Raw genomic sequence first — 26,887 nt, forward strand, 5'->3', positions numbered from 1 at the left:
GGGTGGGTGTTGGTCTCGTCTTGCCGCCCGGTGTCAGAACGGCTTGCGCCCGGTATAGAGCGAGATCGAGCCGGTCGGCGTCTGGACGACGCGAACTTCGGCGACATTTTCGAAGCCGGCGTCGGCGATGAGCTCCGGCAGGATGCCCTTTGCGTTGAGCCCGGTGCGCTCCCAGCCGTCGAGCGCCTGCACCTGACGAAACAGCGTTCGCATCAACAAGGTACGCTGAAGTCCGTAATCGGCAATCGCCACGAGGCCACCTGGGCAAAGCGTTCGTGCCATGGCCCGAAGGATGGCCGATTTCACCGGCAGGTCGCATTGATGCAGCACGAGGCTCGACACGATCTTGTTGGCGATCGTGCCGACCAGGACGTCGACCTGGTCGCCGAAACCTCGAACCCACTCGCTTTCTACGCCGGCCGTTTGTGCCTTTTGCCGCGCCAGCGCGAGAGCGGCAGGATCCGGATCGACCCCGATCACGCGTGCCGTGGGGACAGCCTGTTTGATCGCGATCAGCTGCGAGCCCGTGCCGGCGCCCACATCGACGATGACATCGCCCGCCTCGGGTGCAATCGACTCGAGCAATGCGCTGCGCCACCGACGCTCGCGGGTCATGACCGCAATCACCCGGTCATAGTCGCCCGTCAGGCCAGACAGCCCGAGTGCGGGGACGAAGGTTGGACTGTCATTCACCGTTATGCCTCCATGTGCTTCATGGCGATCGCAGCACCCCGAGTCTTGAACCTTTCGCTTGCATCTTCAGTTTCGCGACGGGAGTAAGCTCCGATGCCAAGCTATGGCGATTTGTGGACCGGCCATGTCCGCCTGGGCGACGGATGGGCGTGGTTCGAGGGTCGTTGCGGCGACACCCGACCCCATCGCCATCTCGCCGCGCAGATGATCGTCGGACTGTCCGAGCCGATCCATGTCGAGACGATCGCAGGTTCGTTGACTGGACCTGCCGTGCTGGTGCGCGCAGGCGCGCTTCACGCGGTTCGTCCCACCGCGACGCATGCGAGGGTGATCTATGCGCGATCCTTCAGCCCGCTGGGTATTGCCTGGTCCAGGCTTGGGGACGGTAAGGACGCGGCGTCGCCACCGGCAGCGCTATCCGAGCAGTTGCGCAGCTCCGATGACCTCGCTGGAACGCTTTACGAGCTTGCAGCGGCCTGCCCGACACCGCCGATCGACGCGCGCCTTTGCGAGGCATTGCGGCGCCTGAAGGACGCACGAGTGGACATAGCCGATCTAGGTGAAATCGCGCGCGCTGTCGGACTCTCTGAACCGCGGTTGCGTGCGCTTGCCGCGGAGCAGTTGGGCGCACCGCTCTCACACTGGCGGCTATGGTTCATGCTCGAGCAGGGCCTGCGATCACTTGGCGCGGGCGCGCCCCTTGTGGCAGCCGCAGCGGATGCGGGGTTCAGCGACCAGGCGCATCTCTCTCGTACGATGCGGCGGTTCATGGGCGTCACACCAAGGACCGCGGCATTGGCGATGGCCTCCCGCTGACGGCAGCATCGACCAGGGTCGAGCGACCGAGCCTTGGGTGGAATACGTATAGTGGCTGTCTTCGATCCGGCCCAAATTTGGGGGGAAAGGAAGCCGTCATGACCGATGCAAGCAAGCTCAGTGTGATACGATGTGCCGCGAGCAGCGCTGCCGCTCTTTCCACTGTCTTCGTGCTTTGCTGGCTCGCGGCGACTTTGTTCGGTCCGATCGGGTCACACATGTTTGTGACGATGTTCACGCCAGCTCCGCCGGGATCGTTCGTCGCGCTGGGGGCGGGGTTGTGCTGGTCGATCGTCTTCGGAGCAGCCGTGGGAGGTCTCTTCGCCGCATTCCACAATTGGATCGGTCATTGGCAGCGTCCCTAGGACGGCGCAGCGCAAGTGAGCAATCAGCAATTTTTAACGAGTTCTATATTCAAGGAAACGTGATCATGGAACGGCAACGACCGGCACATACTGGGAAAGAGAATTTCCTGACGTCGCGCGCGAGCATCGTGATGATGGGCTTTCTTGCGCTCGGTTTCGTGCTGCTGTTCACGGAGCATCGCGCGCATGTACTTGGCGCGCTGCCCTTTCTGCTGCTGCTGTCGTGTCCCCTGATGCACCTCTTCATGCATCACGGACATGGGCATAGTCACGATGGAACACCGCAGCCGGGGGCCGATCGTTCGCCCCATGAGGTTCAGGGCCAGTGACGGGCCATGCGCAAGCCTATGGCCTTTGGGATCTCGTCGTCGTCAATGCGGCGGTGTTCATCCTGTTCGCCTACAGTTTCTTCAAGCCGCGAACCACTCGGGACTGGCGATCGTTCAGCGCATTCAGCGCGTTCCTTGTGGCGCTGTTCGTCGAAATGTACGGCTTCCCACTGACCCTCTATGTCCTGTCCGGGTGGCTGCAGAGCCATTATCCCAATATCGACTGGTTCTCACATGATGCCGGGCATCTGCTTGAGATGCTTTTCGGCTGGCGGGCTAATCCGCATGCCGGGCCATTCCATATCATGAGCTTTTTCCTGATCGGCGGCGGGTTCATTCTGATCTCGACAGGTTGGAAGGCGCTGTACGACGCGCAAAAGGTCCACGAGCTCGCGACCCAGGGCATCTATTCCTATGTGCGGCACCCGCAATATGTCGGGTTCGTGCTGGTGATATTCGGGTTCCTGCTGCAATGGCCGACGATCCTGACGCTCGCGATGTTCCCGGTGCTCGTCGTCATGTATTTGCGGTTGGCGCGGACCGAGGAGCGTGAGGCGCTGGCCGAATTTGGCGATGCCTATCGTCGCTACACAAAGACCGTTCCACCGTTCGTGCCCCACCTCGCGCGCCTGTTCGGGGCAAAGCGTGACGCAGGAGCGGGTCAGCGATGAATTCCCTGCCAGCCGACCGGCGCAAATCCCGAGGGAACCGCTCAGCCGTCCGCCCGGCATCGGGACGCGGCGCACAGACTGGCGCGGCTGCATGTACGGTGCCGGTCGCCTCGCCGAAGTGACTGAACCTTGAAACCGCCACACCGAGAAGGAGCACTGGCTATGGCAGATCCGCTGAAACCGACCACATCGCCGCTTACTGCTGGCAGGAATCCGGTAATCCCCGCGGTCGCCTCCGATGCGGGACTGCGAACATATATGCTCGCAGTCTACAACTACATGGCCAGCGGTCTGTTGTTGACCGGGATCGTCGCGATGTTGGTTGCGAACAGCGCCGGGGTACGCGCCGTGTTTTTCGCCGCGAGCGGCACTCCGACACTGCTCGGATGGATAGCGGTCTTCGCACCGCTCGCCCTCGTCTTCACGCTAAGCGTCGGTATCAACCGGCTGTCCGAACCCACCGTCAAGGCATTGTTCTGGACGTATGCGATCCTGATGGGCGTGTCGCTGTCGACCATCCTTCTCGCCTATACCGGCGTGAGTGTCGCACGCACATTCTTCGTTACGGCCGCAGCCTTCGGAGGCCTGAGCCTGTGGGGGTACACTACCAAGAGGAACCTGTCGGCGTTCGGGACCTTCCTGATCATGGGCGTCGTCGGCCTGCTCATCGCCATGATTGTCAACATGTTCCTGCGGTCGTCCACTTTGGATCTCATCGTCAGCGCGATCGGCGTGCTTCTGTTTGCGGGCCTGACCGCGTTTGACACGCAAAAGATCAAGAGCGTCTACTTCGATGTGGCCGGTACCGAGTTTCGCGGCAAGGCGGTCGTGATGGGAGCGCTGACGCTCTATCTCGACTTCCTCAACCTGTTCCTGTTCCTGCTGCGCTTCATGGGTGATCGGCGGCAATAGGTCAGCCGTGATGACTGGCCCACACGCGCAGGCCTTCGCGGCGGGCGCATCTATGGCTGCCGACCCGTCGGCAGCGCCTTGCCTCGATTTCGGAGACCTGCCTTGAAGACGTCGACCTTCGATCTGCGTGGATCATTCGGAACACTCGACCATCTCGGGGTCGAAAAGCAGTTGCTGCGGGTTCCCGGCGTGACGCGGGTCTCCGCGAACGCCGCCTCCGACAGCGTCACCGTCAGCTTTGATGAAGCGCGCACCAGCGAAGCCGCGATAGAGGAGAAGATCGCGGATTGCGGCTTCCATTGCGGCGGCCGGCTCGTCCCGCGGCATGTGTGCGTGATCGGAAGCACAACCCTGTCCTCTGTCTTGCCCGCCGCGACGCACCCTGCCGATCATCGTTCCGATGGAGTCGCCGCCAAATCGGTTGCTCCCGATCGCAAGCCCGTGACGGCCGAACACGACGCCATGGCGCACGAGATGGGCCATGGCGACGGCAAGGACATGGCGACGATGGCGCGCGACATGCGCAACAGGTTTATCGTCAGCCTCGTTTTTGGCCTGCCGATCTTCGCGCTGTCGCCAATGGGCCTGGACCATCCCCTGCTGAAACCGATGTTCGGACTCAGTCTCGACCTGACCCTGTTCCTGCTTGCCAGCGCCGCGATCCTCTATCCGGTCTGGCCCTTCGTGGTCGCCGCGATCCGCGCGCTTCGAAACGGTGTGCTCAACATGGCGGTGCTCGTCCTGTTGAGCGTCGGTACCGGTTATCTGTTCAGCGTGGCGTCGACATTCCTGTTCAAGGGCCAGCAATTTTACGAGGCTTCCGCGGTCCTGCTCATCTTCATCCTGCTCGGCCATTGGCTGGAGATGCGCGCCCGCGCCGGCGCGTCCCAGGCAATCCGCGCGCTCATGGATCTGGCGCCGCCTATGGCGACCGTGGAGCGCGACGGAAAGGACGTCGAAGTGCCGACCGCGGAGGTACTGGCCGGCGATGTCGTGCTGATCCGGCCGGGTAACAAGATTCCTGTCGACGGCGAAATCCTCGAAGGCAAATCCGAGGTCGACGAGTCGATGCTCACGGGCGAATCGATGCCGGTGTCGAAGGCGCCCGGCGACACAGTGATCGGCGCGACGATCAACCGCAGCGGCAGCTTCCGCTACCGTGCGACCAAGGTGGGCGCCGACACCGCGCTCGCCCAGATCGTCAAGCTCGTCCAGGAAGCGCAGAACTCGAAGGCGCCGGCACAACTGCTCGCCGACCGGGCATCGCAGTGGCTGGTGCTCGCGGCAATTCTGATCGGTCTCGCGACGTTCGCCATCTGGTACTGGATGCTGGGTGGGACACTGCTGTTTGCGCTGACCATGACGATCACGGTCTTCGTGATCGCCTGCCCGGACGCCCTTGGCCTTGCCACGCCGATGGCGATAATGGTCGGCACCGGCCTTGGCGCGATGAACGGCATCCTGTTCAAGAATGCCAGCGCGCTCGAGGATGCGACCAAGCTTGACGTCATCGTGTTCGACAAAACGGGCACGCTCACCATGGGCCGGCCCAACGTTGTCGAGGTTGTCACAGCGGAAGGCATAACCCGGGACGAGGTGCTTCGCATCGCCGGCGCGATCGAGCGCAACTCCGACCACCCGCTTGCGATCGCGGTCCTCGAAGGTGCATCCGGTATCACCCTTCCTGAGACGCGAGACTTTGCCAATATCGAGGGGAAGGGCGCCAGCGCCCAAGTCGAGGGCGCAACCGTGCTGCTTGGCAACCGGCGCCTCATGGATGAAGGAAAAGTCGCGCTGGGTGCCCTCGAGGAACCTGGCGAACGCCTGAAAGGGGCTGGGCGCACCGTCGTCCATGTTGCGCGCGGCGGCGAGATTCTCGGGTTGATCGCCATAGCGGATGCGGCGCGGCCAACCGCGAAGGCGACCGTCGCGGCGCTTCGGGAGCGCGGCGTCAAGGTCGCGATGATTACCGGCGACAACGCCGGCACGGCCAAGCGAATCGCCGATGAGCTTGGCATCGACATCGTCCTTGCCGACGTGCTTCCCGGTCAAAAGGCGGAGAAGGTCAAGGAGCTGCAGGCCCAGGGCCAGCGTGTCGGCATGGTCGGTGACGGAGTCAACGATGCCCCCGCGCTTACCCAGGCCGACGTAGGGTTTGCGATCGGGGCGGGCACTGACGTCGCGATGGAAAGCGCCGATGTCGTCCTGATGAAGAGCGATCCTTATGATATTGTCGGTGCCATAGCGCTCTCACGCGCCACGCTTCGCAAGATGCACCAAAATCTGTGGTGGGCGGTCGGCTACAATGTGATCGCCTTTCCACTCGCGGCAGGTGTGCTCTATCCGGTGCTGCTGAGCCCCGAGGTCGCTGCGCTGGCTATGTCGGGCAGCTCCGCACTCGTCGCGGTCAACGCGCTGCTGCTGAAGCGCACCCGGCTGGCGGGTATCAGTCGGGGCGGCATGAGTCGGGCATCAGCGGTGGAGCACAATGCCGTTGGTGCCGCTGTTTGAGACCGGCCCACGAGTGCGGCCCCGGCCCCTCGCGGCCCGCTACCGTGGTGTGTATGATTGCCGACAGGAGAAAGAACCGGTGGTGAAGGCGAAGAACGAGCCCCGTTACGCCGAGCAGCTGCGCGCGCTCCAGATCGGGCTCACCGCCCTGCAGCGGGGAATTATCGAGGATGGCCGCAAGGTGCTGGTCATCGTTGAAGGGCGCGACGCGGCCGGCAAAGACGGCACGATAAAGCGTGTCGTCGAGCACTTGAGCCCGCGCGAAACCCGCGTGGTGGCACTCGGGCCGCCATCGGATCACGATCGCCGGTCCTGGTATTTCCAGCGCTGGGTCCCTCATCTGCCGGCTGCCGGCGAGATCGTCCTGTTCAATCGGAGCTGGTACAATCGCGCCGGCGTGGAGCGCGTGATGGGGTTTTGCACCGATAAGGAATATGAGGAGTTCCTGACGACCGTGCCGATGTTCGAGCAGTTGCTCGAACATTGCGGGGTCACGTTGGTAAAATATTATCTCGATATCTCGAGGGAGGAGCAGAAGAAGCGCCTGACCGCCCGCCGCGAGGATCCGCTCAAACAGTGGAAGATCAGCCCGATCGACGACCAGGCGAACAAGCGCTGGAAGGCCTACAGCAAGGCGCGCGATGCAATGCTCGCCCGCACGCACAGCATCGCGGCACCCTGGACGGTGGTTCGCGGGGACGACAAGCATCAGGCACGCCTCGCACTGATCAGGGATCTGCTGACCCGGCTGGGGGAAACGGATTCTGATCGCTATGGCCACCCTGATCCCAACACCGCCTTCCTTTATGACGATGCCGCCCGAGAACAGGGGCTGATCGCGCAGTGAGCGGGCCTTTTGCGTCATCACGCGGCGGGCGAGGTCGTCGTCGCTCACGTGAAATGAAATTTGCATGAGCCAAAGAAGGATCAGGCTATGTCGCTGGGTCCCGTCGCTATTCCAGGGAACGCGATAGCGTGCCGAGCCTAGAGGAAACCAGGATCTCAAGCCTGCAGAACGGATGTCTGGAATGCGTGTGTCTGACCTTGGATCGCCTCGCCTTGAGCGACGCGCTCATCTTGGAGACGGGCGATCTGGCGATGGGGGCGTCATTTCTGGAAACGCGCCCGCATCTGTTTTCGGACGTGGCGGTGTTCATCAATGCATCCCAGCTCGCCGGGATGCGGCGCATCATCGCCGCGATCGAGACGGTCGCGCGCCACCCGGATTATCTGGCCGCCACCATGGACTGGGCGCCCCCGAGTGCTCGACAGGACTTTGGTCCGCACGGCGTCTTCATGGGCTATGACTTCCATCTGAGCGAGCGCGGCCCGGCCCTGATCGAAATAAATACCAATGCTGGCGGAGCAATGTTGAATGCCGTGCTCGCGCGGGCACAACGAGTCTGCTGCCCTTCCGAGTCGACAGATTTTCTTGGCGCAGATTCGTTCGAGGCCGTGGTCGCGGCCATGTTCTCGAAGGAATGGCGCTATCAACGCGGCAGCGGCGAACCGGTCTCCATCGCCATCGTCGATGACGATCCCGTATCGCAATATCTGTTTCCCGAATTTCTGCTGACCCGCCATATGCTGGAGCGGGCCGGCCATAGCGTCTGCATCGCCGATCCTTCTGAATTCGACTATGCGTCCGGCACTCTCCGCTATGGGGACCGGAATGTGGATCTCATCTACAACCGGCTCGTCGATTTCTCGCTCGATCGACCCGAGCACTCGGCATTGCGAGCGGCATATCTTGACGGCTCGGTGGTCGTAACGCCCAATCCCCATGTCCACGCGAAATTCGCGGACAAGCGCAATCTCACCCTGCTGTCCGACACCGCGCTGCTGCGGGAATGGGGTTTCGACCAGGCAATAGTCGACACGCTTGATACCGGCATTCCGGCAACCGAACGGGTCGACGAGGCTTCCGCCAAGCGGCTTTGGGCCGGCCGCAGGCAATTCTTCTTCAAGCCAGCGGGAGGCTATGGAAGCAAAGCGGCGTATCGTGGCGACAAGCTGACGAAATCGGTATGGGCCGAGATACTGGAGAGCGACTACGTCGCCCAAGCCTATGTGCGGCCAAGCGAGCGGACCATCCGGCTGGATGGAGAGATGGTCAAGCGCAAGATCGACGTCCGTCTCTACACCTATGATGGGGAGCCGCTTGTTGCCGCTGCACGACTATATCAGGGCCAAACCACCAATATGCGCACCGCCGGTGGTGGTTTCGCGCCGGTGCTGCTGACGGGCGGCGGCGATCCGTCGCAGGACTGCGACAGGTGCGCCACTGGCGAGGCGTGAGCCGGACAGAACAGCGAAACTGGCGTCCTGAAAGTCGGGATACATCGGACTTCGCCAGACCGGATTGCATTAGCGATCCGGCGAAGCCGCGGCGCAGAGACGAGCATCCGTATAGTCCCGCATATCGATGCCGCCCGATCTCGCTTTAGCTCCCGTCATGAGAAGCTTGAGATGAGCAGCGCGGCACCCGACATCGATAAGGCGAGCGGACGCGTTTGCGCGATCCGCGGTCCCGTGCTCGACGTGGAATTTGCCGCCGGCTCGCTTCCGCCGGTCAACGATGCGCTGTGCATCGTAACCCCAACAGGGAAGCACATCGCCGAGGTGCAGAGCCATGTCGATGCGCGCACCGTGCGAGCGGTCGCACTCCAGACCACCAGCGGACTCGCGCGCGGCGCCCACGTCGAGGCCACGGGTGCAGCGATCATGGTCCCGGTCGGCGATGCGGTTCTGGGCCGCCTGCTCGATGCCACCGGCGTCATCGGCGACGGCGGGGCGGCGCTTCCAGTGGACGTTCCGCTTCGCCCAATCCATCGCCAACCGCCGCCACTCGATGCCCAGAGCACAGCGACGACGATGTTCGAGACCGGGATCAAGGTGATCGATCTGCTTGCGCCCCTCGCGCAGGGCGGCAAGGCGGCGATGTTCGGTGGCGCCGGGGTCGGCAAAACCGTGCTGGTGATGGAACTGATCAACGCAATGGTCGCACGTTACGAGGGCGTGTCGGTGTTTGCTGGTATCGGCGAGCGCTCGCGCGAAGGGCATGAACTGCTCACCGACATGCGCACTTCCGGCGTGATCGCGAAGACCGTGCTGGTCTTCGGACAGATGAACGAGCCGCCGGGCGCGCGCTGGCGGGTCGGTCTGACCGCGCTTACCATCGCCGAATATTTTCGCGACGAGCAGAAACGCAATGTGCTGCTGTTGATGGATAATGTCTTCCGCTTCGTCCAGGCGGGCAGCGAAGTTTCGGGGCTCTTAGGGCGGATGCCGTCGCGGGTCGGCTATCAGCCGACGCTCGCGAGCGAAGTCGCGGCGCTCCAGGAGCGGATCGCCTCGGTCGCGGGCGCATCGGTGACCGCGATCGAAGCGGTCTATGTGCCTGCGGATGATTTCACCGATCCGGCCGTGACGGCGATCTCGGCGCATCTCGACAGCAATGTGCTCCTGTCACGCACGATGGCCGCGGAGGGCATGTACCCGGCGATCGATCCGCTTGCCTCCACCTCGATCCTGCTCGATCCGCTGGTCGTGGGCGAGGACCATTATGCGCTGGCCCAAAAGGTCCGCGAGACGATCGCTCATTATCGCGAGCTGCAGGACATCATCGCGCTGCTCGGCATGGAGGAGCTGGGACAGGAGGATCGGCTGATCGTTGGCCGTGCCCGCCGACTCCAGCGCTTCCTGACGCAGCCTTTTGTCGTAACACAGGCTTTTACAGGCCAGCCCGGACGATCGGTGCCGCTCCACGCCACACTCGATGGCGTGCGCGCTATCCTCGGTGGCGAGACCGACGACTGGCACGAAAGTGCCTTCTATATGGTCGGAGACCTGGAAGAGGCGCGCGGCAAGGTGGGGCCCAAGCCATGAGGCTGCGCATCACTGATCCCACCGCGATCATGGTCGACCGGGAGGTCGCCGCAATCCGCGCCGAGGATGCGACGGGCAGCTTTGGGATCCTGAACGGTCACGCCGATTTCCTGACCGCGCTCGATATCTCGGTCGTCTCCTGGCGCGACATGGACGGGCGCGCCGGCTACTGCGCGGTGCGCAACGGCATTCTGACGGTGAGTGGCGGCAATGACGTCTCGATCGCGACGCGCGAGGCGCATGTCGGCGATGATCTCGACGAACTCGAGACGGTAGTGCTTAGGGGTTACCGTGAGCGCGGCGATGCCGAACGCAGCGGTCGCACCGCCGCGACGCGGCTGCGCATGCGCGCGATCCGGCGCATGGTCGAGGCGCTGCAGGGCGTGCCGGCGGAGATCGGTCTATGACCCAGGATCTGCCACCCGAGCAGGAACGGCTCGTGGACGCGGTCAAACAGCGCGCTGAACGTCGACGCAGGGCGCGGGGATTGCCCTCCTTTGCGCGCAATTTCGGCCAGATCGGCGTGCTTGGCTGGCAGGTCGTCGTGCCGGCGTTAATTGCGCTCGCGATCGGCCGCTGGCTCGACCATCGGCTGTCCAGCGGTATCTTCTGGACCGCGCCGCTGCTGATCCTTGGCGTGAGCCTCGGCTGCTGGTCGGCCTGGAAGTGGATCGGGCGGCAATGACGCCCTGGGCCGTCCTCCTGTTTCTGCTGCTCGGCGCCGCTGCCGGAACAGCACATTACCTGGCTATCGCGAAGGATGCTGACCTGCTCGTCCATGGCGGATCGATTATGCTGTCGCTCGGCCTGCGGCTCGGTCGGATGCTTCTGACGCTCGGCGTGCTGCTCGTTGCCGCAAGGCAGGGCTGGGTGGACCTACTCGCGGCTGCGGCCGGGTTCATGGCGGCGCGACAGGTCGTGCTGCACCGACTGAAAGCGGTGTCGTGAAGTTCGCCTCTCCGCTCGAAAGCCATATCCTGTTCACGATCGGACCGGTTCCGATCAGCCAGCCGGTCGTCACGACATGGGGCATCATGGCGGTGCTGACGATCGGTTGTTGGCTTCTGACCCGGCGGCTCGGCCTTCGTCCCACCAGGACCCAGGCGGCGCTGGAACTGGTGGTCGAAGTGATCGCGCGCCAGATTCGCGAGACGATGGACGCTGAGCCACGGCCCTATCTGCCCCTGATCGGGACGCTCTTCATCTTCCTGCTCGTCGCAAACTGGTCATCGCTCTTGCCCGGCGTCGAACCGCCTACGGCGGCCCTCGAAACCGATGCGGCGCTGGCCTTGATCGTGTTCGGCGCGACGCTCTGGTTCGGTGTCCGGGCGCTTGGCGCGCGCGGTTATCTGCGCAGTTTCGCGCAGCCGTCGATCCTGCTCGTGCCGCTCAATCTCGTTGAGCTGTTCACCCGCAGCTTCTCCTTGATGGTGCGCCTGTTCGGCAATGTCATGAGCGGCGTGTTCATGATCGGCGTCGTGCTGAGCCTTGCCGGGTTGCTCGTACCGATCCCGCTGATGGCGCTCGAGATGCTGACCGGAGCCGTCCAGGCCTACATCTTCGGCGCGCTCGCAATGGTCTTTATCGGCAGCGCCATCAGCGAAGCGAACCCATCCCCGAAAGCGCCGAACCACGAGGTCTCTTCATGAACTGGATCCACATCGTCAGCATCCTCGGCGCGGCGTTCGCCATCGCCATCGGCGCGATCGCGCCGGCACTCGCCCAAGGCAAGGCGGTCGCCGCAGCGATGGATGCGATCGCTCGCCAGCCTGAGGCGGCGAACACCGTCTCGCGCACCCTGTTCGTGGGCCTGGCCATGATCGAGACGATGGCGATCTATTGTCTCGTGATCGCGCTGCTGCTGCTCTTCGCCAATCCCTTCGCTTGACATGCGTATCGACTGGTGGACGCTGGCGCTGCAGGCGATCAACGTCGTCATCCTCGTCTGGCTGCTCGCACGCTTCCTTTTTCGTCCGGTGATGGGGGCTATCACCGCGCGCCAGACGGCTATGGACCAGCTGCTCGCCGATGCGGAGTCTGCAAAGGCAGCTGCGCTCAAGCTGGAAGCGGATCTTAAGGCGCAGACCGACGCCTTCGCCGCCGATGGAGAGGCACGCCGGTCAGCTTTGCTGGCCAGCATAGAGGCCGAACGCAGCCGCCTCCTTGATGCGGCCACGATCGAGACCGATGCAAAAGCGAAGCAGGCGCTTGCTTCTGTCGAGGACGCGCAAAAGGGCATGGCGACACAGCTAGAGGAAAACGCGGCCGTGCTCGCGGGCCAGATGGCGTCTGCGTTGCTGCGCCGGCTACCGGCCGCGGGCACCACCGATATGATGTTCACTGCCCTGCTCGAACGGGTCGAACGCTTGCCGGTCGAGGAACGCCGAGCCCTGGCCGGTGACACTCCTCTCGCCATCGTGACGCCGGCCGCGCTCGATGGGGAGACCCAAGCGCGATGCGTGCAAAAGCTCGAAGAGGCACTGCCGGGGCTTGCAGCACCGAACTTCACCGTCGATCCCGCGCTGATTGCCGGGTTCGAGCTCCATGGACCGCACATGCTCGTCCGTAACAGCTGGCGAGCCGATCTCGACACGCAGCTGGCGGCACTCAAGGAGGACGATCATGCCGGGCTCCGCGGATGAATGGCTTGCCCGGGCCGCGACGCGCGTGGCCGCGGCGGAAATCGGCGCACAGGTCCGCCAGATCGGCCGCGTCGAATCAATCGGCGATGGCGTAGCGCTGGTCTCGGGTTTGGCGGAGGCACGGCTCGACGAATTGCTGCAGTTTGCCGGAGGTCAGGCGGGCTTCGTACAAACGCTCGACCGCGATCGCATCGGCTGCGTGATGCTTGAGGATGCTGACAGCATCGAGGCGGGGGACATCGTCTCGGGCACCGGCGCAGTGGTGCGCACGCCGGTGGGGCGAGGACTGCTCGGCCGTATCGTCGATCCACTCGGCCGACCACTCGATGGCGGGGCGGCGATCGTCGCCGAGCGGTTCGAGTCGGTGGAGCGCCCCGCGCCGTCGATCATCGATCGCGACCTCGTCGTTCAGCCGGTGCAGACCGGGATATTGGTCATCGACGCGATGTTCGCGCTCGGCCGCGGCCAGCGCGAGCTGATCCTGGGCGACCGCGCGACCGGCAAGACCGCGCTCGCCGTCGATGCGATCATCAACCAGCGGTCGAGCGACATGATATGCATCTATGTCGCGATCGGCCAGAAATCCTCCAGTGTCGCGCGCGTGATCGATCAGGTGCGCCGCCATGGCGCGCCGGAACGCTGCATCTTCGTGGTCGCGAGCCCGGCTTCCGCACCGGGGTTGCAATGGATCGCGCCGTTTGCCGCGTTCACCATGGCGGAATATTTCCGCGATCAGGGCGGCCATGCGCTCGTTGTGCTCGACGACCTCACCAGGCATGCCGCCACGCACCGCGAGATCGCGCTGCTGACCGGCCAGCCGCCGGGACGCGAGGCCTATCCAGGCGACGTTTTCTACCTCCATTCGCGGCTGCTGGAGCGCGCCGCCCGCATGTCGCCCGAAAAGGGCGGCGGTTCGCTCACGGCGCTGCCGATCGCGGAGACCGATGCCGGCAATGTCAGCGCCTATATCCCGACCAACCTGATCTCGATCACCGACGGGCAGATCGTGCTCGACACCCGGTTGTTCGCCGAAGGCCACAAACCCGCGGTCGATGTCGGCACCAGCGTCAGCCGCGTGGGCGGCAAGACGCAGGCCCGGGCGCTGCGGGACGCGAGCGGCACGATGCGGCTCGACTATGCCCAGTTCCTCGAACTCGAGATGTTCACCCGCTTCGGCGAGCAGCCAGAGCCGCGCGTGAAGGCCCAGATCGAGCGTGGCAGGCGGCTGCGCGCATTACTCTCCCAGCCGCGCTTCCAGCCTCTGCGGGTCGTCGATCAGGTGGCGCTGGCAATCGCGCTCACGGAGGGCCTCCTGGATGCCCTGGCGATCCCCGACATCACTGCGATCCGCGCGACGCTGCCGTCATGGCTCGATGCCAACGCCGCCGAGCTCACAGGGCAGGTCGAGGATAAGGGGACAATGGATGCGACGTTGCGGGCCGCATTGTTGGCGGCCGTGCAACGGATGATCGCCAGTTCCAGCGCTGGCGCCGCGACATGAGCGATCGTCTGGCCACTGTCGGGCGACGGATCGCCACTGTGCGGCAACTCGGTGCGGTGGTCAATGCGATGCGCGGCATCGCCGGCGCCCGTGCCCAGCAGGGCCGCGCGTTGTTGCCCGCGATCCGCGCCTATGCCGCGACGGCGGGTCATGCGATTGGGAAGGCGCGGCAGCTACAGACAGGACCTGCGGCACCGCCGCTGAACAGCGCAAAGGGCAAGACAGGTCTTATCGTCTTCGGCGCAGAGCAGGGGTTCGCGGGCGCCTTTCCAGAGCAGGTCTTGAACGCCGCTGCGAGCGATTCCCAAGCGGCGCACTTCTTCCTCGTCGGCGACCGTGCCGCCGCGCTTGCTGCCGAGCGGTCACTGCCCGTCGCTTGGGCCACCAGCCTTCCCAGTCGCGCCGCTGCGCTTGCCAATATGGCAACCGAACTGCTTGGCGCCCTCTACGATTATGTGGCCGTGGCCGGCGCGGTCCCGGTCGCAATGATCTATCCGGTCTGGACGGCAGGGCATGGTGCGTCGGTCGTCCGCCGCAGCCTTTTGCCGCTCGATCCCGATATGTTTCCGCCGGAGCCAGTTGGGTCGATACCCCTGATCAATCTGCCGGCAAGCGACCTCGTCGAGCGCTTGGCCCAGGAATATGTCTTCGCCCAGCTGTGCGAAGCGGCCACCGAGGCCTTCGCCGCTGAAAACGAGGCTCGCATGGCGACGATGGCGGCCGCGAAAACCAATATCGACGCCAGACTCCAGGCACTTGAACGCGAGGAACGGCTGACGCGTCAGGAGGAAATCACCGCCGAGGTGGTTGAGCTGGCGGCCGGGGCACGCGCACGCGGCCGAACCAGGGCGGTATCGGAGTAGGGGGCCGAGCTGATGCCGGAAGCGACGTGATTGCCTGGTATAAGTGTGCGGCACTGCCATCCGTATCAATACGCATGTTGTGAGCAGTCTGCGCCATTCATGGGTGCGCAAGCAGTTTGAGCGCTGCGCGGTGGCGCATCAGCGCTCCGGCAAACACCAGCTCCGGCTCGGCGGCCGGGAAACCATGCCTTTTCAGTTTCAGGAAGAATGACCATGGACCCGCAGCCCGAGGCGACAGGCCAGCCACTCTCCAGCGATGAGATCGGCCTGATCCACGCTTGGTGGCGCGCCGCCAATTACCTCTCGGTTGGACAGATTTATCTGCTCGATAATCCGCTGCTCCGCGAACCGCTCAAGATGGATCACGTCAAGCCGCGGCTGCTTGGACACTGGGGTACGACCCCCGGGCTTAACTTCCTCTATGTGCACCTCAATCGTGTCATCAAGGCGCGCGGCCTCAATGCGCTCTTCATCGCCGGGCCTGGTCATGGCGCACCAGGTGTCGTCGCCAACACATGGCTCGAGGGCACCTATAGCGAAGTCTATCCTGCCATCGGTCCCGACGAAGATGGCCTGCGCCAGCTTTTCCGGCAATTCTCCTTCCCTGGCGGCATTCCCAGTCATGCGTCACCCGATACGCCCGGTTCAATCCATGAAGGTGGTGAACTGGGTTATTCTCTTCTGCATGCGTTTGGCGCCGCCTTCGACAATCCCGATCTGATCGTTGCTTGCGTCGTCGGCGACGGCGAAGCGGAGACCGGACCGCTGGCGACCTCGTGGCACAGCAACAAGTTCCTTAATCCCGCGACCGACGGGGCCGTTCTGCCAATCCTGCATCTCAACGGTTACAAGATCGCAAGTCCGACTGTCCTTGCGCGCATTTCGCACACCGAGCTCGACGCGCTGTTTCGCGGTTATGGCTACCTGCCGATCTTCGTCGACGGCGAGGAGCCGGACGCGATGCACCGGGCGATAGCGGCCGCGCTAGACGACGCGGTCGATCGGATACACGCGATCCAGAAGGCCGCGCGCGACGGTGGGGTCACGACGCGTCCGCTCTGGCCGATGATCGTCCTGCGCAGCCTAAAGGGCTGGACCGGACCCAAGATCGTCGACGGGCAGAAGAGCGAAGGCTTCTGGCGGGCGCACCAGGTCCCGTTCACGATGGACAAGCCCGAGCATCTTGGGCTGCTCGAGGAATGGATGCGCAGCTACCATCCGGAAGAACTGTTCGATGATGGCGGGCGGCTTCGGCCCGAAATTGCGGCTCTGGCTCCGCGCGGCGACCGGCGGATGAGTGCCAATCCGCATGCCAATGGCGGGGCTCTGATGCGCCCTCTGCGGTTACCCGACTTCGCATCCTACGCGGTCCCGGTTGTTCATCCCGGCGAGAGCGACGGCGAGGCGACCCAGGTGATGGGTACGTTCCTGCGCGACGTGGTGCGGGAGAACGCCCAGGCCCGCAACTTCCGCGTTTTCGGTCCGGACGAGACAGCATCCAACCGGTTGCAGACGATCTTCGAAGCCACCGACCGGAGCTGGGACGCGGAGACGATCGCGGACGATGTCCATCTCGATCCCAGCGGACGCGTGATGGAGGTGCTGAGCGAACATTGCTGCCAGGGATGGCTGGAAGGCTATCTGCTGACGGGCCGCCACGGCCTGTTTTCCTGCTATGAGGCGTTCATCCACATCGTCGATTCGATGGTCAACCAGCACGCCAAATGGCTGAAGACGGCGAAGGAGGTGCCCTGGCGTCGCCCGATCGCTTCGCTCAATTATCTGCTGACCTCTCACGTCTGGCGCCAGGATCATAATGGCTTCAGCCATCAGGATCCCGGATTTGTCGATCATGTCGTCAACAAGAAGGCTGACATCGTGCGGGTCTATTTCCCGCCCGACGCCAATACCCTGCTTTTTGTCACCGACCATTGCCTGCGCAGCTGGGACCGAATCAATGTCATCGTTGCCGGCAAGCAACCTTCACCCCAGTGGCTCGACATGAATGCGGCGATCAAGCACTGCACGCGCGGCATCGGTATCTGGGATTGGGCCAGCAACGATCGCAGCGGAGAGCCGGATGTCGTCATGGCGTGTGCTGGCGACGTTCCAACGCTGGAGACACTGGCCGCGGTCAGCCTGTTGCGTGTGCAACTCCCCGAGCTCAAGGTCCGCGTCGTCAACGTCGTCGATCTGATGACGTTGCAGCCCAACAGCCAGCACCCTCATGGGCTCAGCGACAGCGCGTTCGACGCGCTCTTCACGACGGATAAGCCGGTCATCTTCGCCTATCATGGCTATCCGGCACTAATTCATCGGCTCACCTACAAGCGTACCAACCACCAGAATATCCACGTCCACGGGTTCGAAGAGGAGGGCTCGACGACGACGCCGTTCGACATGGTGGTCCGCAACCATCTCGACCGCTTCCATCTCATGGGGAAGGTTATCGACCATGTGGAGCTGCCCGATAGCGCGGCCGCCTACGCCAAGCAGACGATCGATGATCAGCTGGTCGAGCACAAGCGGTACATCGCGGCACACGGGATCGATATGCCTGCCGTTCGCGACTGGCGGTGGCCCTCTGGAGCCTGAGGGGTCACCGAGACGGGCGGTTTGGGAGAGCCCCGCCTCGAGAGACATGGCAGGCATTATGCGCGTGCGCTCGTTAACGGACAAGCATCTGGGGACATCACGTAATGTTGTTTCGAGCCATGCCGGGCATGCCGCGACGTCCCCCGGAGAAACGCTGCATGATCGATACGTCCGCAGACTGTGCCAAGTGCGACCCACTCGACGGCATCGCTCGGACGCTCGACCATGCCTCGGCCGCGGCAATCGCGCAGATGACCTCTGGCCTGTCGCCGGTGACAATGATGCAGGCGTGGCTGGACTGGTGTGCTCATCTCACCATATCGCCGGGCAAGCGGCTGCAGCTTGCCGGCAAGGCAGGGCGAAAGGTCCAGCGGATTGCCGATTATGCCGTGCGACGTGTGGGGCAGGTCGATGCCGCGCCGGCGATCGAGCCGCTACCGCAGGACCGGCGCTTTATCGATCCCGCCTGGCGGCAGTTCCCTTTCGACCTGATCTCGCAATCCTTCCTTCTCACCCAGCAATGGTGGCATGCGGCGACCACCGGCATCAGCGGCGTGTCCAGGCATCATGAAGAGATGGTGGCGTTCGCGGCACGGCAGATGCTCGACGTCATCGCGCCCACCAACTTCCTCGCGACCAATCCCGTGCTCCAGCGCAAGATCATCGAGTCCGGTGGTGAGTGCCTGGTCGAGGGTGCGAAGCATTGGATGGAGGATGCGGAGCGGCGCGCCCGAGGCGAGCCGCCCGTAGGGACTGAGGCGTTCCGCGCCGGGGAGACGGTGGCGATCACGCCCGGCAAGGTGGTGTTCCGCAACGCGCTGGTCGAGCTCATCCAATATGCGCCGACGACCGGGATTGTCCGCCCCGAGCCGATCCTCATCGTTCCCGCCTGGATCATGAAATATTACATTCTCGACCTGTCGCCGGAGAACTCGCTAATCCGCTGGCTGGTGGCCGAGGGCTATACCGTGTTCGTCCTGTCCTGGCACAATCCCCAGAGCGCGGACCGCGACCTCGATATCGACGCCTATCTTCGCCTCGGGCCGATGGCGGCGCTCGACGCGGTCATAGCGATCACGGGCTCGGACAAGGTCCACGGCGTCGGCTATTGCCTGGGCGGGACGCTGCTGGCGATCACGGCGGCGGCCATGGCTCGCGACGGCGACGAACGCTTCGCATCGCTCAGCCTGTTCGCGGTGCAGACCGAGTTCAGCGAGCCGGGCGAGCTCGGCCTGTTCATCGACGAGGCGCAGCTCAACCTGCTCGACAATATGATGTGGAGCCGTGGCTATCTCGACAGTAGCCAGATGGGCGGCGCCTTCCAGATATTGCGGTCCAACGACCTGATCTGGTCGCACATCCTCGGCACCTACCTGATGGGCGAGCGCGAACCCATGACCGACCTGATGGCATGGAATGCGGACGGCACCCGCATGCCCTACGCCATGCACAGCGAATATCTGCGCACGCTCTTTCTCGACGACGATCTGGCCGAAGGCCGGTTCAAGGTCGAAGGGCGCACGATCACGCTCTCGTCGCTGCGTCAGCCGATCTTCGTGGTGGGGACCGAGCGCGATCTTGTCGCGCCGTGGCGGTCGGTCCACAAGCTGCACTGGCTGAGCAGCGCCGAGATCCGCTTCGTCCTGACCAGCGGCGGCCACAATGCCGGCATCGTGTCCGAGCCCGGGCATCGCCACCGCAGCTATCATGTCGCGACCCGCGTCCTCGACCGCCCCGCGCTCGATCCGGACGATTGGCTGGACCAGGCCGAGGCGCGCGAGGGATGGTGGACGGACTGGGTGGCCTGGCTCGGCGATCATTCCGGCGCGCCGCAGGCCCCGCCGCCGATGGGTAATCCGGACAGGGGCCTCGTAGCGCTCTGCGATGCACCCGGCCATTATGTGCTGGAGCGCTGAGCAATGGGCAGCCTCAAAATGATCGAGAACCGGACCTTCGACGAGATCGTCGTGGGTGAGACGGCGAGCGTCACGCGGACCTTGGGCGAGCAGGACATTCAGCTGTTCGCCCTGGTTTCGGGCGACGTCAATCCGGCCCATCTCGATGCCGAATATGCCGCCGGCGACATGTTCGGGCGGGTGATCGCGCACGGCCTATGGGGTGGTGGTCTGATCTCGGCCGTGCTCGGCACGCAGCTCCCTGGGCCGGGCGCGATCTATCTGAGCCAGAGCCTTCGGTTCAAGCGACCCGTAGGGTTGGGGGATACGATTGTCGCGTCGGTCACGGTACGCGAGAAGCGCGCCAAGCATCATATCGTCGTCTTCGACTGTTGCTGCATCAACCAGGCCGGCGAGGAGGTGATCAACGGCGAGGCTGAGGTCAAAGCGCCAACCGAGAAAGTAAGGCGCCCGCGCATGGCGCTGCCCGATATCCAGCTCTCGGATCATGACGGCTTCCGCCGGCTGATCGAGATGACGAGAAGCGTCGAGCCCGTTCCCACGGCGATCGCACATCCCTGCACCACCGCCGCGATCCTGGCTGCGGCAGCCGCTGCCGAAGCCGGCCTGATCGTGCCGATCCTGATCGGCCCCGAGGCTCGCATCCGTGTGGCTGCCAAGGACGCCGGCAAGGATATCGGTGCCCTCCGCCTGATCGACGTGCCCCACAGCCATGCCGCCGCGGCGCGTGCGGTCGAACTGGTCCGCTCGGGCGAAGCACTGCTGCTGATGAAGGGATCGCTGCACACCGACGAACTTATGGGTGCTGTCGTTCCGGCTGCGACGGGCCTGCGAACCGAGCGCCGCATCAGTCATGCCTATCTGCTGGACGTCCCCGGGCATCCGGCGCCGCTCATCATCACCGACGCGGCGATCAACATCGATCCGAGCCTGGAAGACAAGGCCGATATCATCCGCAATGCGATCGACCTCGCGCATGTCATCGGCATCGCCTGTCCGAAGGTCGCGATCTTGTCTGCCGTGGAGACGGTCAATCCGGCGATCCGCTCGACGCTCGATGCGGCCGCCTTGTGCAAGATGGCCGATCGCGGACAGATCGTCGGCGGCGTCCTTGACGGTCCGCTCGCCTTCGACAACGCGATCAGCGAGAAGGCGGCAAAGGACAAGGGCATCGTCTCCCCCGTTGCAGGGCGCGCCGAAGTCCTCGTCGTTCCCAATCTGGAAGCCGGCAATATGCTTGCCAAGCAGCTGACCTTTCTCGGCGGCGCGGACGCGGCCGGCGTGGTGCTGGGCGCGCGGGTACCCATCATTCTCACCAGCCGGGCGGATTCGCTCCGCACCAGCGTAGCGTCATGCGCAATCGCGCTGTTGCTGGCGCGGGCCGCCCCCAGAGCCACGCCCGGCCCGATCGCGAAGCCGGCATGAAGGCGATCGTCAGTCTCAATGCCGGCTCGTCGAGCATCAAGTTCGCGCTCTATCGCTTGTCGGGCGGACAGCTCGACTTCGATGCGGGCGGCAAGATCGAGGGTATCGGCACTAGCCCCCGGCTCGTCGCGCGCGACGCGGGCAGCGAGACCATCGTGGAAAAGACGTGGCCGGGCGGGGACGCACTCTCGCACGAGAATCTGCTCGAGGACCTCTTTGCCTGGGCGGCAACCCAATTGGGAGACCGCAAGGTCGCCGCGATCGGCCATCGTATCGTCCATGGCGGCGTGCGCTTCGCCGCGCCGCAGATCATCGATGATACTTTGCTGGATGCGCTCGATGCCTTGATCCCATTGGCGCCGCTCCATCAGCCGCATAACCTCGCCGCGGTCCGGGCCTTGCGCCTGCTGGCGCCTTTGCTGCCGCAGATCGCCTGCTTCGATACCGCGTTTCACCATGGCATGCCGCCGTTGGCGACGCGCCTGCCGATTCCGCGCGCTTTTCACGGCCAGGGCGTGCGCCGGTATGGCTTTCACGGTTTGTCCTATGAATACATTGCGGGCCGCCTTCGCGAGATCGACCCTGCTCTGGCCGCAGGCCGCGTCATCGCCGCGCACCTAGGCAACGGTGCGAGCATGTGCGCAATGCGTGCCGGGGCGAGCGTCGATACGACGATGGGCTTCACGGCGCTTGACGGATTGATGATGGGCACGCGCTCGGGCGCGATCGACCCCGGCGTGGTGCTTCATCTTCAGACTCAGGTCGGTATGGCCGCACAGGCGGTGGAGACGTTGCTCTATGAGCAGTCGGGCTTACTCGGTGTGTCCGGGATTTCAGGCGATATGCGTACGTTGCATGCAAGCGACGCGCCGGAAGCGAAGGAGGCGGTCGCCCTTTTCGTCCAGCAAGCTGGCCGTCAGGCCGCCGCTCTCATTCCCGCGCTCGGCGGTCTCGACGGTCTCGTCTTCACCGCCGGCATTGGCGAGAATGATTCAGAGATTAGGGCTGCGATTTGCGAGCGCTTAGCTTGGACTGGCGTCATTCTTGATCTCGACGCAAATGCATCGAATGCGCCTGTCATCAGCGCGCCAGATAGCAGAGTGATCGTGCGGATCGTTCCCACTGATGAGGAGCGCGTGATCGCCGATCATACGGTCGCTCTTATCAATCGCCATGGAAGGGGGCGGCGGTGAGGCCGCGTGTTGATCCTTCGGTCACGCACCGGCGGAGCAGTGTATCACCGCGGGTGATCCGGCACTATGAGAAGATCGCCCTGATGCGAACCAGGCTTCGCAGCGATAACGGGTTATCGCGACTGTTCGTTTCCCGCCCACCAGTTGCCATTTTATCGCGCGATCGCTCGCGATCTCGGTTTTCCTATCGTGGAGATCGCGGATCTCGTCTCCCTCTCCCTTTGGAGCGATTTCGAGCGCTCCAGGCCGAGGTCATGTCGCTTGCCCATCACGCGCGCCGAACAGCTGTCAGGCTCGCAAGCTCCAGACGACGCGCGTGCCGCTGCTCGATCTCGCGGATCGATGCGGTGGTGACGACCGGTCGGGATGCCCGATCCTCGATCAGCTGGTGGCTCGCTGAATTCGCATTTAGCAAAGCAGGCGCTCCGCGCCAACCAGGAGGCGGTCATGATGTTACTGAACCGGCGGACGTTGCTGGCGAGCGGGGGTCTGCTCCTGGCGGCGGCGTGTACGCGAAAATTCGGTTCGCCCGAGCGTGCCGGGACGCTTCCGATCCCGCGCCTGGTCGACGCGCGCCAACACGGCCAGCTGATCAACCTGAGAGCACAGGAAGGCGAGACCACGTTCTTCCCTGGCCGGCGAAGCGCCACGCTCGGGTACAATGGTAGCTATCTCGGCCCGACGCTGCGGGTTCACCGCGGCGACGATGTGACGATGACCGTCGGCAACAGCCTGTCGGCTGACACAACGGTTCACTGGCACGGGCTGCTCGTGCCGGGCGAACTGGACGGTAGCCCGCACCAGCTGATCGCTCCCGGTGCGACCTGGCGTCCTACGCTGCCGATCCGCCAGCCGGCGGCGACCCTCTTCTATCACTCGCATGCGCATGGGTTGACGGGTGAGCAAGTCTATTCGGGGCTCGCGGGCATGCTGGTTGTGACGGATGAGGAAGAGCAGGGCCTTGGACTGCCGTCGGACTATGGCGTTGATGATCTGCCCGTCCTGATTCAGGACCGGCAATTCGAGGATGGCCGGCTGGTCATGCCGACCGGCATGATGGTTGCTTCGCAGGGCCGCCGTGGCAACACGATTCTGGTCAATGGCGCACCCACGCCTCGGGCCGATGTTCCGGACCGCCTGGTGCGGTTGCGGCTCGTGAACGGTTCGAACGCCCGCATCTATGAGCTTTCGTTCAGCGATGACCGGACGTTTCATTGGATCGGCACCGAGGGCGGTCTCCTGGCGAGGTCCGTCGAACTGCAGGCCCTCACCCTGGCACCCGGCCAGCGTGCCGAGATATTGGTAAGCTTCGCCGATGGCAAGCCGGTCGCTCTGGTCACCGCTCAAGATGCGAGCGCGTCGATGATGGGGATGATGGGAGGTATGGGAATGATGGGCGACCATCACGACGATGAAGACGACGCTTCAACGACGGAGACGGTGCTGACCTTCTCACCGCGCCCGGGCTTGGGCGGGCGGGCCGCAGCCGCTGTACCACTGCTCCTGGCGGCACGCACCGTACCAGATCCTGAAGCGGCCGTAAGGCGCCGGCGCTTCGTGCTCAATATGTCGATGGGCGGTATGATGGACAGCGATGACGGCGCATACGCGATCAACGACAGGCCGTTCGACATTGATCGCATCGACGAGGAAGTCGGTCTCGGGGACGTCGAGATATGGAAAGTCTCCGGGAAGAAGATGGCGCATCCCTTCCATATCCACGGCGTGCATTTCGACGTGCTACGCCGCGATGGCGACGACCCGGACCTTCTCGATCAGGGGCCTCGCGATACGATCGTCGTGAAGGAGGCGGTAGAATTGTTGGTCCGGTTCGACCAGCCGGCCACCAAAGCACCTTTTATGTATCACTGCCATATCCTGGAACATGAGGATGAAGGCATGATGGGGCAATTCACGGTCGGTTGATTCAATCCGGGTGCGTCGCCCAAAGCCTGCCAGGAGCGGGTGCATCTCACGGACGCGGCCAACGCCGGTGGCCCCTGTCGCTCGGACGGCAACGCCTGGCCGTGCCACTCTCGTCCAGCGACATCTTCGTGACAGCATGAACTCTCCAGGCGCTGCCGTTTTAGGCTCGTCAATATCGCTTGACCCAGGACTATGGTCCAAGGTCCACAATGATGATCTTGGCGCAGCCCGATAGCTCGGACGCCGTGACCGGGGAAACGGAGCGTGAGGGGTAACCGCTGCTCCTGCGTATAGAGTTATGGGGAGCCACGCTTGATGTCTCGTTTCGAAAGCCAACGCCGATTTTCGCTCGCCGGGTGCATGGTGGGAACGATGGCAGAAACCCTGCCTCCGACGGCTGTCGGCGCCTGTCCGCAAATCCATTCTAACCTTGTTTGACTGTGGATGACGGGGAGATGGATGGGGGCATGATTGAGAGCCAAAAGGCGAATGGCCTCGATCCCGATTCGGGCACGATCATTCAGGTAGTGAAGAGCGCGCCAAATTACGCCGTCTATGCGCTTGACCCTAAGGGCCTCGTGACAGTTTGGACCGCCGGCTGTGAAGAAATTACGGGATGGGCCAGCTCCGATGCGATCGGGAAACACCATTCGTTCCTGTATTGCGCGGAAGATATCGCGGCGGGCGTTGCGGATAGGCACCTCGCGCAGGTGGAGCAGCTTGGCCGGGTCGAGCAAGAGTCTTGGCGCGTTCGGAAAAACGGGTCGGAGTTCCTCGCCCATCTGACGACGACGGCGCTCCACGATGAGGCCGGCCAGCTGAGCGGCTATGGCAAGATCCTGCGCGACACGACCGATGAAGCCGCGACCAAGGAAGCGATCGTTGCCCGCGAGCAGCATCTCCAGTCGATCCTGGATACAGTTCCCGATGCCATGGTCATCATCGATGAGCGCGGGCTGATAACGTCCTTCAGCGCCGCGGCCGAGCGCTTGTTCGGATATTCGGAAGCAGAGGTGCTCGGCGCCAATGTGAGCAGCCTCATGCCGTCCCCGGACCGTGAACGGCATGATTCCTATATCGGCCGATATCTGTCGACGAGCGAACGGCGGATCATCGGTATTGGCAGGATCGTCGTTGGCCAACGGCGGGACGGTACCACCTTTCCGATGGAACTCTCGATCGGAGAGGCCGGTCACCGTGGCCACCGCGTCTTCACGGGCTTCATTCACGACCTGACAGAAAGCGACCGCAACGAACTGCAGCTCAAGGAGCTGCAAGCCGAATTGATTCACGTCTCGCGCCTCAGCGCGATGGGCACGATGGCGTCGACGCTGGCCCATGAGTTGAACCAGCCGCTTACCGCGATCGCCAATTATCTGGAAACGACGCGCGACCTGCTTGTCGATCCCGATGCCGAGACCGTCGCGATCGTGCGCGACGCGCTCGACGAGGCAGCTAAGGAGTCCCACCGCGCGGGGCATATCGTCCGAAGACTTCGTGATTTCGTGGCGCGAGGGGAGACCGAGAAGCGGATCGAGGATTTGCCGCGGCTGATTGAGGAAGCCGCTGCTCTCGGCCTTGTCGGCGCCCGTGAACGAGGCGTTCGCAGTTTTTTCGATTTTGATCCGGCGGCCTCGCCGGTGCTCGCCGATCGCATACAGGTTCAGCAGGTCCTCGTGAATCTGATCCGCAATGCGGTCGAGGCGATGGCGCAGGTCGCCATTCGCGACCTCACGATCACGACGCGGCGGCGGCCGAAGGCAATGGTTCAGGTGTCCGTGGCGGACACGGGCCCAGGCATATCCGAGCAGGTCGCGCCCCAACTTTTCGAAGCCTTTGTGAGCAGCAAGACCGACGGCATGGGCCTTGGCCTTTCGATCTGTCGAACGATCATCGAAGCCCATGGCGGCCGGATCTGGACCGACGGCGCGCCGAACGGAGGCGCTGCTTTTCATTTCACCTTGATGCAGGCCCGCCCGGAGGATGAGCATGACGCCTAAACGTATTGTCCATTTGGTCGATGACGAAGAATCCATCCGCAAGTCGGCCGGCTTCATGCTGAAGACATCGGGATTCGCCGTCCAGACCTATGCCTCCGGCATTGCGTTTCTGAAAGCCGTCAAGACCGCTGAGCCGGGATGCATTCTGCTTGACGTTCGCATGCCCGGCATGGACGGGCTCGAGGTCCAGGAGGTGCTTGCAGAGCGTGGTGTCACCATGCCGGTGATCGTTTTGACCGGGCATGGCGATGTCGGGATCGCGGTTCGCGTCATGAAGGCAGGGGCGGTCGATTTCCTGGAGAAGCCGTTCGAGAAGACCGCGCTCCTGGCCTCGATCGGCGTGGCTTTCTCGAGGCTCGATAAGTCCGACGCGCGGTCGCTTCGAGAGGCGGAGGCGAGGGTGCGGGTCGCCGTGCTCACGCCTCGCGAACGAGAGGTTCTCATCGGCCTCGCCAACGGCTTTCCCAACAAGACCATCGCCTATGATCTCGACATATCGACTCGAACGGTGGAAGTTCATCGGGCGAACCTCATGACCAAGCTCGAAGTGCATAGCCTGTCGGACGCGCTGAGGATCGCGTTTTCGGCCGGATTGGGCGATGCGCCGGAATCGTGAGCTTGGGATCACTACGTAGCGACGG

General features: G+C 63.7%; 26 protein-coding genes. 25 read left to right on the top strand and 1 reads right to left on the bottom strand.

Annotation, left to right across the window (positions count from 1 at the left end; genetic code table 11):
- Positions 1 to 33: 33 nt before the first annotated feature.
- The gene (locus tag QMG56_RS12755) at positions 34 to 693 is read right to left on the bottom strand and encodes a class I SAM-dependent methyltransferase (RefSeq protein WP_024018175.1); all 660 of its coding nucleotides are present in this window, start codon (positions 691 to 693) and stop codon (positions 34 to 36) included.
- Between the two features lie 93 nt (positions 694 to 786).
- On the opposite strand from QMG56_RS12755, the gene QMG56_RS12760 reads away from it, so the two are divergent.
- From QMG56_RS12760 to QMG56_RS12885, 25 genes are all read left to right on the top strand, one after another.
- On the top strand, positions 787 to 1,509 hold the full coding sequence (locus tag QMG56_RS12760) for an AraC family transcriptional regulator (RefSeq protein ID WP_024018176.1): 723 nt from the start codon (positions 787 to 789) through the stop codon (positions 1,507 to 1,509).
- A 98-nt stretch (positions 1,510 to 1,607) separates the two neighbouring features.
- Positions 1,608 to 1,874: a hypothetical protein gene (locus QMG56_RS12765; protein ID WP_010405643.1), complete on the top strand. Its 267-nt coding sequence runs from the start codon at positions 1,608 to 1,610 to the stop codon at positions 1,872 to 1,874.
- 65 nt (positions 1,875 to 1,939) lie between these two features.
- Positions 1,940 to 2,203 carry a DUF2933 domain-containing protein gene (locus tag QMG56_RS12770; RefSeq protein ID WP_281822823.1) on the top strand — a complete coding sequence of 88 codons (264 nt, stop codon included), beginning with the start codon at positions 1,940 to 1,942 and terminating at the stop codon, positions 2,201 to 2,203.
- Entirely contained in the window at positions 2,200 to 2,874 is a 675-nt protein-coding gene (locus tag QMG56_RS12775; RefSeq protein ID WP_010405645.1) for an isoprenylcysteine carboxylmethyltransferase family protein, read from the top strand. The genes QMG56_RS12770 and QMG56_RS12775 overlap by 4 nt, the downstream gene beginning before the upstream one ends.
- Positions 2,875 to 3,036: 162 nt before the next feature.
- A complete protein-coding gene (locus QMG56_RS12780) occupies positions 3,037 to 3,786 on the top strand; it encodes a Bax inhibitor-1/YccA family protein (protein ID WP_375713690.1) in 750 nt (249 codons plus the stop codon).
- A gap of 102 nt (positions 3,787 to 3,888) precedes the next feature.
- Positions 3,889 to 6,297 (top strand): cation-translocating P-type ATPase, encoded by a 2,409-nt coding sequence (locus QMG56_RS12785; RefSeq protein ID WP_010405647.1) that lies wholly within the window; start codon positions 3,889 to 3,891, stop codon positions 6,295 to 6,297.
- A 79-nt stretch (positions 6,298 to 6,376) separates the two neighbouring features.
- Positions 6,377 to 7,144: a polyphosphate kinase 2 gene (ppk2, locus tag QMG56_RS12790; RefSeq protein WP_281822824.1), complete on the top strand. Its 768-nt coding sequence runs from the start codon at positions 6,377 to 6,379 to the stop codon at positions 7,142 to 7,144.
- Between the two features lie 212 nt (positions 7,145 to 7,356).
- Positions 7,357 to 8,595 carry a hypothetical protein gene (locus tag QMG56_RS12795; protein WP_281822825.1) on the top strand — a complete coding sequence of 413 codons (1,239 nt, stop codon included), beginning with the start codon at positions 7,357 to 7,359 and terminating at the stop codon, positions 8,593 to 8,595.
- Between the two features lie 171 nt (positions 8,596 to 8,766).
- On the top strand, positions 8,767 to 10,185 hold the full coding sequence (gene atpD / locus QMG56_RS12800) for a F0F1 ATP synthase subunit beta (protein WP_024018184.1): 1,419 nt from the start codon (positions 8,767 to 8,769) through the stop codon (positions 10,183 to 10,185).
- Positions 10,182 to 10,592 carry a F0F1 ATP synthase subunit epsilon gene (locus QMG56_RS12805; RefSeq protein ID WP_024018185.1) on the top strand — a complete coding sequence of 137 codons (411 nt, stop codon included), beginning with the start codon at positions 10,182 to 10,184 and terminating at the stop codon, positions 10,590 to 10,592. The genes atpD and QMG56_RS12805 overlap by 4 nt, the downstream gene beginning before the upstream one ends.
- Positions 10,589 to 10,870: an AtpZ/AtpI family protein gene (locus QMG56_RS12810; RefSeq protein WP_024018186.1), complete on the top strand. Its 282-nt coding sequence runs from the start codon at positions 10,589 to 10,591 to the stop codon at positions 10,868 to 10,870. Before QMG56_RS12805 ends, QMG56_RS12810 begins: the two co-directional genes overlap by 4 nt.
- The gene (locus tag QMG56_RS12815; protein ID WP_024018187.1) at positions 10,867 to 11,133 is read left to right on the top strand and encodes an ATP synthase subunit I; all 267 of its coding nucleotides are present in this window, start codon (positions 10,867 to 10,869) and stop codon (positions 11,131 to 11,133) included. The genes QMG56_RS12810 and QMG56_RS12815 overlap by 4 nt, the downstream gene beginning before the upstream one ends.
- Complete coding sequence (locus tag QMG56_RS12820; protein WP_024018188.1) at positions 11,130 to 11,834, top strand: F0F1 ATP synthase subunit A; 705 nt, start codon at positions 11,130 to 11,132, stop codon at positions 11,832 to 11,834. The genes QMG56_RS12815 and QMG56_RS12820 overlap by 4 nt, the downstream gene beginning before the upstream one ends.
- Positions 11,831 to 12,073 carry a F0F1 ATP synthase subunit C gene (locus QMG56_RS12825; RefSeq protein WP_010405656.1) on the top strand — a complete coding sequence of 81 codons (243 nt, stop codon included), beginning with the start codon at positions 11,831 to 11,833 and terminating at the stop codon, positions 12,071 to 12,073. Before QMG56_RS12820 ends, QMG56_RS12825 begins: the two co-directional genes overlap by 4 nt.
- 1 nt (position 12,074) lies before the next feature.
- Positions 12,075 to 12,827 carry an ATP synthase F0 subunit B gene (locus QMG56_RS12830; RefSeq protein ID WP_024018189.1) on the top strand — a complete coding sequence of 251 codons (753 nt, stop codon included), beginning with the start codon at positions 12,075 to 12,077 and terminating at the stop codon, positions 12,825 to 12,827.
- On the top strand, positions 12,808 to 14,328 hold the full coding sequence (locus QMG56_RS12835) for a F0F1 ATP synthase subunit alpha (RefSeq protein ID WP_024018190.1): 1,521 nt from the start codon (positions 12,808 to 12,810) through the stop codon (positions 14,326 to 14,328). The genes QMG56_RS12830 and QMG56_RS12835 overlap by 20 nt, the downstream gene beginning before the upstream one ends.
- The gene (locus tag QMG56_RS12840) at positions 14,325 to 15,191 is read left to right on the top strand and encodes a F0F1 ATP synthase subunit gamma (RefSeq protein WP_024018191.1); all 867 of its coding nucleotides are present in this window, start codon (positions 14,325 to 14,327) and stop codon (positions 15,189 to 15,191) included. Before QMG56_RS12835 ends, QMG56_RS12840 begins: the two co-directional genes overlap by 4 nt.
- A gap of 43 nt (positions 15,192 to 15,234) precedes the next feature.
- Positions 15,235 to 15,402: a hypothetical protein gene (locus tag QMG56_RS12845; RefSeq protein ID WP_169793963.1), complete on the top strand. Its 168-nt coding sequence runs from the start codon at positions 15,235 to 15,237 to the stop codon at positions 15,400 to 15,402.
- A 2-nt stretch (positions 15,403 to 15,404) separates the two neighbouring features.
- Positions 15,405 to 17,786 carry a phosphoketolase gene (locus QMG56_RS12850; protein ID WP_031308588.1) on the top strand — a complete coding sequence of 794 codons (2,382 nt, stop codon included), beginning with the start codon at positions 15,405 to 15,407 and terminating at the stop codon, positions 17,784 to 17,786.
- A gap of 158 nt (positions 17,787 to 17,944) precedes the next feature.
- Positions 17,945 to 19,702 (top strand): alpha/beta hydrolase, encoded by a 1,758-nt coding sequence (locus tag QMG56_RS12855; RefSeq protein WP_024018194.1) that lies wholly within the window; start codon positions 17,945 to 17,947, stop codon positions 19,700 to 19,702.
- 3 nt (positions 19,703 to 19,705) lie between these two features.
- Positions 19,706 to 21,127, top strand: coding sequence for a bifunctional enoyl-CoA hydratase/phosphate acetyltransferase (locus QMG56_RS12860; RefSeq protein ID WP_066608841.1), 1,422 nt, complete (start codon positions 19,706 to 19,708; stop codon positions 21,125 to 21,127).
- Complete coding sequence (locus QMG56_RS12865) at positions 21,124 to 22,320, top strand: acetate/propionate family kinase (RefSeq protein ID WP_031308703.1); 1,197 nt, start codon at positions 21,124 to 21,126, stop codon at positions 22,318 to 22,320. Before QMG56_RS12860 ends, QMG56_RS12865 begins: the two co-directional genes overlap by 4 nt.
- A gap of 366 nt (positions 22,321 to 22,686) precedes the next feature.
- Positions 22,687 to 24,246, top strand: a complete 1,560-nt coding sequence (locus tag QMG56_RS12875; protein ID WP_024018479.1) for a multicopper oxidase family protein — start codon at positions 22,687 to 22,689, stop codon at positions 24,244 to 24,246.
- 467 nt (positions 24,247 to 24,713) lie between these two features.
- Positions 24,714 to 26,246, top strand: coding sequence for a PAS domain S-box protein (locus QMG56_RS12880; RefSeq protein WP_088181988.1), 1,533 nt, complete (start codon positions 24,714 to 24,716; stop codon positions 26,244 to 26,246).
- The gene (locus QMG56_RS12885) at positions 26,236 to 26,862 is read left to right on the top strand and encodes a response regulator transcription factor (RefSeq protein ID WP_031308706.1); all 627 of its coding nucleotides are present in this window, start codon (positions 26,236 to 26,238) and stop codon (positions 26,860 to 26,862) included. The genes QMG56_RS12880 and QMG56_RS12885 overlap by 11 nt, the downstream gene beginning before the upstream one ends.
- Positions 26,863 to 26,887: the final 25 nt, after the last annotated feature.

The sequence above is a fragment of the Sphingobium sp. BS19 genome (genome assembly GCF_027925545.1).
GTDB lineage: Bacteria > Pseudomonadota > Alphaproteobacteria > Sphingomonadales > Sphingomonadaceae > Sphingobium.